The organism is Anaerotruncus massiliensis (ex Togo et al. 2026), from assembly GCF_030825285.1.
In the GTDB taxonomy this organism is placed as follows: Bacteria; Bacillota; Clostridia; order Oscillospirales; family Ruminococcaceae; genus Anaerotruncus; species Anaerotruncus massiliensis.
In genome coordinates, this window is record NZ_JAPJQF010000084.1 from 1 (window position 1) to 6,225 (window position 6,225).

Consider the following 6,225-nt stretch of genomic DNA (forward strand, 5'->3'; position numbering starts at 1 on the left):
CACCCTCCTCCACCAAACACGAGCATCGTAAGATGCTCGTGTTTTTTTGTTCCCGGGTGGATTCGAAAGGCGGCTCCTGGCAGGCCGCCGGGAGCGGGCCGCAACCGCCGTGGCTTTTCCGCAGAAAAGCGAAACACCCTCCTCCACCAACGCGAAAACCCGCATAGTAAGCTACTATGCGGGTTTCTTATTGCATCAACGATAGTTGCACAGGATTGCGGCTACGACACTTATACGACACTTGTACTTAATAAAGGCGGCCCGCCGTCGAAGTTTACACCATGCGAATCTCTATCCGACAAGTCTGGACACGGGGACCCCCAGCGCCCAGGCAAGACTTTCAATTACGTCCGAAGTCGGGTTGGCGGTCCCGCACTCGATCGCGCTAATCGTGCGCACGCACACCCCCGAAGCAAAAGCAAGCCGTTCCTGCGACCATCCCAATTCCAATCTGTTCATTCTGACGTTCACTCCGATTGTCGTTGACAACATGACGCGTCCCTTTCTGCGGGCCGCCTCGTTCGATTCTACTATGTGTCCGTTCAAAAAGGAAGCCGCTAAAAGTTCAAATATCTGACCGTTTTTACTCTTCCGGCGGAAAACATGCCGTTCTTTGACCAATATGCCAGATACGCCTGGCATTATCGCGCTTATCCTCTACTGGCGGGTGGGACGCGGCGCGTGATTTTCGCTTTGCGCTTGCCAAACCGGAGGCGGCGGGGTAAAATCAAATGTAAGATCATTTTCATAAAGGGGAAAAGAAAATGCCCAGAGAATCCGTCATGGAGATCAAGACGGTCAACCGCAACCGCATCTACCGGATGATTTACCAGAATCCGCGCATCTCACGGCCGGAGCTCTGCCACCGGCTGGGGCTGAGCATGCCGACCGTGATGCAGAACGTGCGGTACCTGCAGGACCGCGGCCTGGTGGAGGAGGGCGGCAGCCTCGATTCCACGGGAGGACGCAAGGCGGTCGCGCTCACCTGCGTGAAGGACGCGCGGACCGCCGTGGGGCTGGACCTGACTGCGAACCACATCAGCGGCGTGCTGGTCGACCTGGAGGGCGGCATCCTCGCCGAAAGCCGGGAGAAGCGCGCCTTTGCGGTGAGCGGCGAATACGCCGACGCGCTCGCCGGCATGGTGCGGGACCTGATCGGGAAGGCGGCGGCGCCCGCCGAACGGGTGCTGGGCGTGGGCGTCTCCATGCCGGGGACCTTTTCGGCCGACGGCAGCCTGATGCTCGATTCCCGGGTGCTGCGGATGCAGAACCTGCGCTGCGCGGAGCTCTCCAGGTCGATCCCCCTCCCCTGCGTCTTCTGCAACGACGCCAACGCGGCCGGTTTCGCGGAGGTCTGGGACGTGCAGAGCCCGTCCGACGCGCTCTACCTCTCGCTGAGCAACACGGTGGGCGGCGCGATCCTGCTCGGGGGGCAGCTCTACAAGGGGGAGAACCAGCGCGGCGGCGAGTTCGGGCACATCCCGGTCGAACGGGACGGCAAACGCTGCTACTGCGGCAAGAAGGGCTGCCTGGACGCCTATTGCTCCGCGACGGTGCTCTCCGAACTGGCGGGGGGCAGCCTCCCGGCATTTTTCCGGGAGCTGCGGGAGGGCGCGCCGAAGGCGCGCATCGCCTGGGCGGATTATCTGGACAACCTCGCCGCCGGGGTGGACATCCTGCGGATGGCGTTCGACTGCCCGGTCATCCTCGGCGGCTACGTGGGCGCGTATATGGAGGACCAGCTGGAGGAGCTGCGCGGCCGGCTCGCCTACCTGAACCGATTCGACAGGGACGGCGGCTATGTCCGGGTCTGCCGCTACCGCACCGAGGCGTCGGCGGTCGGCGCGGCGCTGATCCACGTGCAGGCGTTCGTGAACAGCATCTGAGCGCGGCCGGGTCCCACATCGTCGGAATTGGAAAAGCGGGGAGCGATCCCCGCTTTTTTGTCTAAATCGGCGCGGCCGCTTTTGTGGATTCCGATGATTTTGCCCTTTTTCGCGCGGCGCGCGGGATTTGCCGTTGACAAGCGGAGGGAAAACCCGTATTTTAATAGTTAGATTCTTTATGTAAATATCCTAACTAACTATTGAAGGGAGCAAGCCCATATGCAGGGAAAGATGAAAGTGGCGGTCATGACCGGCGTCGGCAGGAGCGCGTTTGAGGAGCGGGAAATCCCGCGCCCGAAGGCGGGCGAGGTGCTCGTCAAGCTCGAATACATCGGCATCTGCGGGTCGGACCTGCACTATTACGCGACGGGCGGAATCGGCGACTGCCGGGTGGAGCCTCCCTTTGTGCTCGGGCACGAGGCGGGCGGCACCGTGGTGGAGACCGGCGCGGGCGTAACCGGCCTCAAGGCCGGGGACCGGGTGGCGCTCGAGCCGGGAAAGACCTGCGGCCACTGCGAGTTCTGCCGCACCGGGCGCTACAACCTCTGTCCCGACGTGGTGTTTTTCGCGACCCCGCCGGTGGACGGCGTGTTCCAGGAGTACGTCGCGCACGAGGCGGGGCTCTGCTTCAAGCTCCCGGACAACGTGAGCACGATGGAGGGCGCGCTGATCGAGCCGCTCGCCGTGGGCTTCCATGCCGCCAACCTCGGGGAGGCGCACATCGGGCAGACGGCGGTCGTCACCGGCTCCGGATGCATCGGGCTGGTCTCCCTGCTGGCGATGAAGGCCATGGGGGTGTCGAGGGTCTACGTGGTGGACGTGATCGAGGCACGGCTGAGGAAGGCGCTGGAATGCGGCGCGGACGGGGTGATCAACGGGAGGACGGCGGACGTGGTACAGGAGGTCATGAGGCTGACCGGCGGCCGGGGGACCGACCTCGTGATCGAGACCGCCGGGACCGAAGCCACCACCCGTCAGGCCATCCAGATGGCGAAGAAGGGCTCGACCATCGTGCTGGTGGGGCTGGGAGCCTCGGGGGAGATGACCCTGCCGATGACCGCCGCCATCAACAAGGAGCTGACCTTCAAAAGCATCTGCCGCTACCGCCACTGCTACCCGATGGCGATCGACGCGGTCGCGACGGGGCGGATCAACATCCGCGGGATCGTCACCAACGAGTTTGCGTTCGACGACCTGCCCGAGGCGCTGGACATCTGCATCAACAACAAGGACGAGGTCGTCAAGGGCGTCGTCAGGGTCGCGGATTAGAAAGGAGGGACCGCCATGTATGTCGAGGAACTGTTTGGACTGAAAGGCAAGGTCGCGGTCGTGACCGGGGCGAGCAAGGGGATCGGAAAGACCGCCGCGGTCGGACTCGCGAAGGCCGGCGCGGAGGTGGCCATCCTCTGCCGCAGCGAGCCGAAGGAGGCGCTGGAGGGCATCGCGGCCGCCGACGGCCGGGGCTATTGGATCGCCGCCGACGTCACCGACGAAGCGGCCGTCGACGCCGCCTTCGCCGAGATCGCGCGCCGGTCCGGCGTCGTGCATGTGGTGTTCAACAACGCCGGCATCTGCATCCACGAGGACTCGGTCGACGCGCCGGCGGAAAACTTCCGCACGGTCATGAACGTCAATTTTTTCGGGGAGTTTTTTGTGGCGCGCGCCGCCGCGCGGATCATGATGGAGCGGGGCATCCGCGGGAGCATCATCAATATGGCCTCAATGTCCGGTTCGATCGTCAACCTTCCCCAGTGGCAGTGCTCCTACAACGCGTCCAAGGCGGCGGTCATCCACATGACCCGGTCGCTGGCGGTCGAATGGGTCAAAGCGGGCATCCGGGTCAACTGCATCAGCCCGGGATATATTGCGACGGGCGCGCTCGACGAGATCCCGGAGGAGTACCGCGAGTCCTGGATCCCGATGATCCCGATGGCGCGCATGGGGAAGCCGGAGGAGCTGCTTCCCGCGCTTCTCTACCTCGCGAGCGACGCCTCGGGCTACACCACCGGAAGCAACGTGATCGTGGACGGCGGCTATACCTGCCTGTAGGCGGCAGCGGGAAAGCGGAGGCATAAAAAAAGGGCGGGGCGGTTCCCGGGAACCGCCCCGCTTTTCTTTTTCGCGTCCATGCAGTAAACCGCCGCGCCTTTGGCACCTATCCTCTGAAAGGAGCATCCGCAATGAAAAAATGGATAATTTGCCTGGCCGCCGTTATCGCCCTGTCCATGCTCTCCGCCTGTGCGGGGCAGAAGCCCGCCGAGAGCCAGCTTCCGAACCCCATCGAGGAATACGAAACGCTCGAGGACGCGCAGGCCGCCGCAGGATTTGAAATCCCGACGCCCGCCGGGCTGCCCGAAGGATATGCGCTCGAGGCCGTCACGACCATCGCGAAAAACACCATCCAGCTCATCTACACCGACGGGCAGAACGACCTGACCTACCGCTGCGGGAAGGCCGACGGCTCCGACATCAGCGGCGATTACAACGCCTACGACGAGGAGGAAACCGCCGACGTCAACGGGAACGCCGTCCTCATGAAGGGCGCCGATGGGTCCCGGTCGCTCGCCGTCTGGCAGGACGACGCGTTCTCCTATTCCCTCCACGCCGCCTCCCCGCTTTCGAAGGAGCAGCTGGTCAAAATTGTGGAAAGCGTCAAAAACTGATTTCGGCGGCGCGCGGACGGTTAATTTTCCGCCTCCGGGGAATTCTATTCCCGAGGTGATCATATGCCAAAGGACAGCCAGCCGGACAAAAAAGAGGTCCGCAGGAAAAAGTGCAACGGCCAGACTCCCCTCACCCGCGAAAACCAGAACCACAACCGGAACGCCAAAAAACATTCGGTCAAACCGGACGACGTGTAAGGAGGGGACCGCCATGCCAAAACCCGGAATGCGCCGCCCCGACCCGCGCGAGCCGCACGGGACGGAAAGCAACCACATCAGCCGCTTCCCGAAGAACGAAGTCTCCCCCGTCCCTGAAATCCAGGGCAAGGCCAAGCATGGGAAGGCCCACGTCCGCCCGGTCATCGAAAACGGCCGGAACGACCACAAGGTTTTCCACGAGCTGAAGGGGGACGGCTCGGTCGGGGACCCCAACCCCTGAAAAGCGCCGCCCACGCGGCGCTTTTTTTCGTCTTTCTCCCGCGCGCTTTGCCGTGATTTTCCGCTGATTTTTCGCGTCCCGCGGCGAACAATACTGCCGAGGTGACTTTTGATGGAATACCAATATGCCGACCTGTCCAACCGGCTCAAAACCGAAATCAAGCGGCTGGAAACACAGATCAGCCGCGACACCGGCAGGCGTGTCGTCCTGATCGCCTATGAGGGCGGCGTACAGCCCACCCCCGTCTTCGGCGACGTGCAGGAATCGGGCTCCGCCGAACTCAAGCGCAACGTCTTCGGGCCGGGCGGCCGCACCCCCGACGACAAGCTCTACGGCAATATTACACAGTGGCATATCTGATCCGCGCCCGTCCTTCATAATTGATTCACAAATCCTTTTCAGAATGTTCGCGCAACTCAAATATCTGCGTCATAATTGCCCGTTATGATAGAGACATGATCAATCTGCCGACGCCGGATGAACGGAATACCGGCCGGACGCCGGCAGGCCCAGCCATTCCCCTACGGGGTTTTCATATACTTTTCTTACTCCTCCTCTTTTCTCTAAAAGCGCGGCGTCATGCCGCGCTTTTGTTTTTGCACCCGCCCTTTTGCGCCCGCATAAACTGGCGTAAGGAGGGCCGTACCATGCCAAATTCACAAAACCTCAGCACCATCACCCTGAGCGTGGGGATTATCCTGCTCATCTGTATCGTCATCCTGCCGCTGCTTTCCGGAACCAGAAACAGTTTTTAGTGCGCCGCTTCTCCCCCGCATCTTTGCATTTCCCCGGGGAATCCTATTCCCGAGGTGATTATGATGTCAAATGAAAGCGCATATTTTATCGTTGAAAACCTCGGCGGCAAGCATGCTCTGAAGGACATTAAGCGCGAGCTGGACGCTCTGCACGGCGTGACCTCCGTCAGCGTCAATCCGGAACACCGGCTCGTCGCGGTCGATTACGACAGCTCCGGCACCTCATACGACCGGATAGAACATCGCCTCAATCGTCTGGGCTTCCAGATTGCGGCCGACGCCAGCGAGATTCAGACCCGCTGACGCGGGCTTCGGACAGCCAAAAGGAACGCCGCCCCCGGGGCGGCGTTCCTTTTTTGATTTGCCGCCCGGCGGACGGTTTGGATTTGCCGCGCTGCACCCGGCGGGGCTTTAGATGCGCTCCTCGCCTGCGGCGAGCGCCGCAGAGCGGCGACGCGCATTCAAAGAGGGCCACAGGCGCC

9 protein-coding genes are annotated in these 6,225 nt (G+C 62.2%); 8 read left to right on the forward strand and 1 reads right to left on the reverse strand.

The window, feature by feature from the left end; all coding sequences use genetic code 11:
* Positions 1–291 precede the first annotated feature (291 nt).
* Positions 292–642 carry a helix-turn-helix domain-containing protein gene (locus tag RCI06_RS14385; RefSeq protein ID WP_373690863.1) on the reverse strand — a complete coding sequence of 117 codons (351 nt, stop codon included), beginning with the start codon at positions 640–642 and terminating at the stop codon, positions 292–294.
* 122 nt (positions 643–764) lie between these two features.
* On the opposite strand from RCI06_RS14385, the gene RCI06_RS13905 reads away from it, so the two are divergent.
* The 8 genes from RCI06_RS13905 to RCI06_RS13940 all read left to right on the forward strand — a co-directional run bounded on the left by RCI06_RS13905 (position 765) and on the right by RCI06_RS13940 (position 6,046).
* A complete protein-coding gene (locus RCI06_RS13905) occupies positions 765–1,886 on the forward strand; it encodes an ROK family transcriptional regulator (RefSeq protein ID WP_306576401.1) in 1,122 nt (373 codons plus the stop codon).
* Between the two features lie 219 nt (positions 1,887–2,105).
* Positions 2,106–3,155 carry an NAD(P)-dependent alcohol dehydrogenase gene (locus RCI06_RS13910; RefSeq protein ID WP_276874256.1) on the forward strand — a complete coding sequence of 350 codons (1,050 nt, stop codon included), beginning with the start codon at positions 2,106–2,108 and terminating at the stop codon, positions 3,153–3,155.
* Between the two features lie 15 nt (positions 3,156–3,170).
* Entirely contained in the window at positions 3,171–3,935 is a 765-nt protein-coding gene (locus tag RCI06_RS13915) for an SDR family oxidoreductase (protein WP_306576402.1), read from the forward strand.
* A 131-nt stretch (positions 3,936–4,066) separates the two neighbouring features.
* Positions 4,067–4,549, forward strand: a complete 483-nt coding sequence (locus tag RCI06_RS13920; protein ID WP_306576403.1) for a DUF4367 domain-containing protein — start codon at positions 4,067–4,069, stop codon at positions 4,547–4,549.
* A gap of 63 nt (positions 4,550–4,612) precedes the next feature.
* A complete protein-coding gene (locus tag RCI06_RS13925; RefSeq protein WP_256153159.1) occupies positions 4,613–4,747 on the forward strand; it encodes a hypothetical protein in 135 nt (44 codons plus the stop codon).
* A 13-nt stretch (positions 4,748–4,760) separates the two neighbouring features.
* Positions 4,761–4,988 (forward strand): hypothetical protein, encoded by a 228-nt coding sequence (locus RCI06_RS13930; RefSeq protein ID WP_199724050.1) that lies wholly within the window; start codon positions 4,761–4,763, stop codon positions 4,986–4,988.
* A 111-nt stretch (positions 4,989–5,099) separates the two neighbouring features.
* A complete protein-coding gene (locus RCI06_RS13935) occupies positions 5,100–5,348 on the forward strand; it encodes a hypothetical protein (protein ID WP_101548571.1) in 249 nt (82 codons plus the stop codon).
* A 458-nt stretch (positions 5,349–5,806) separates the two neighbouring features.
* Positions 5,807–6,046, forward strand: a complete 240-nt coding sequence (locus RCI06_RS13940; RefSeq protein ID WP_101548569.1) for a heavy-metal-associated domain-containing protein — start codon at positions 5,807–5,809, stop codon at positions 6,044–6,046.
* Positions 6,047–6,225 lie beyond the last annotated feature (179 nt).